Source organism: Oleiphilus sp. HI0132 (genome assembly GCF_001635845.1).
This window is the reverse complement of the sequence record NZ_LWGJ01000791.1, coordinates 1-630: the sequence shown is the minus strand read 5'-3', so window position 1 is coordinate 630 and position 630 is coordinate 1. Positions and strand designations below refer to the sequence as shown.

Annotated in this window: 2 protein-coding genes; both read left to right on the top strand. The window is 45.9% G+C overall.

The window, feature by feature from the left end; all coding sequences use genetic code 11:
- The coding region (locus tag A3766_RS09245; RefSeq protein WP_369808618.1) for an ATP-binding protein at positions 1-212 on the top strand (212 nt) is incomplete at its 5' end.
- A 4-nt stretch (positions 213-216) separates the two neighbouring features.
- On the top strand, positions 217-630 hold a 414-nt coding region (locus A3766_RS09240), incomplete at its 3' end, for a response regulator (RefSeq protein ID WP_156508814.1).

The following is a 630-nucleotide window of genomic DNA, read 5'->3' as shown; positions in this document are numbered from 1 at the left end:
AGGATTCCATTCAGAATATTTTTTACCCCATGATCAGTGGGCGCGCAGAAGGTACAGGTCTGGGCTTATCCATTACGCAAAGCATATTTACCAAGCACGATGGCTTGGTCGAGTGCGAAAGCAAACCAGGTAAAACCGACTTCATTATTTATATCCCTATCGATAGCACGCGCTCACCTAAACCAACAAACGTTTCAAGTATCTCGGAGTAACACTATGACAACAAAGCCACTTGTATGGATCATTGATGATGACCGCTCTATACGCTGGGTACTTGAAAAAGCACTAGCAAAAGAAGACTACGAGCTTCGCTCTTTTGAAAGCGGTGAAGGTGTAGTAGAACGACTTTCTAGCGAGAGCCCTGATGCGATTATCAGTGATATTCGTATGCCTGGCATTGATGGGCTTGCACTACTTGAAAAGATTCAAGCTAATAATTTGCATCGTGGCGTACCGGCAGTTCCGGTCATTATTATGACCGCTCATTCCGACTTGGACAGCGCTGTTTCCTCCTATCAGAGTGGCGCTTTCGACTACCTACCCAAACCCTTCGATCTAGATGATGCCGTCGCACTAATCAAACGCGCCATTGCTCACTCCCAAGAGCAAAAAGCACAGAATATGCCTGAT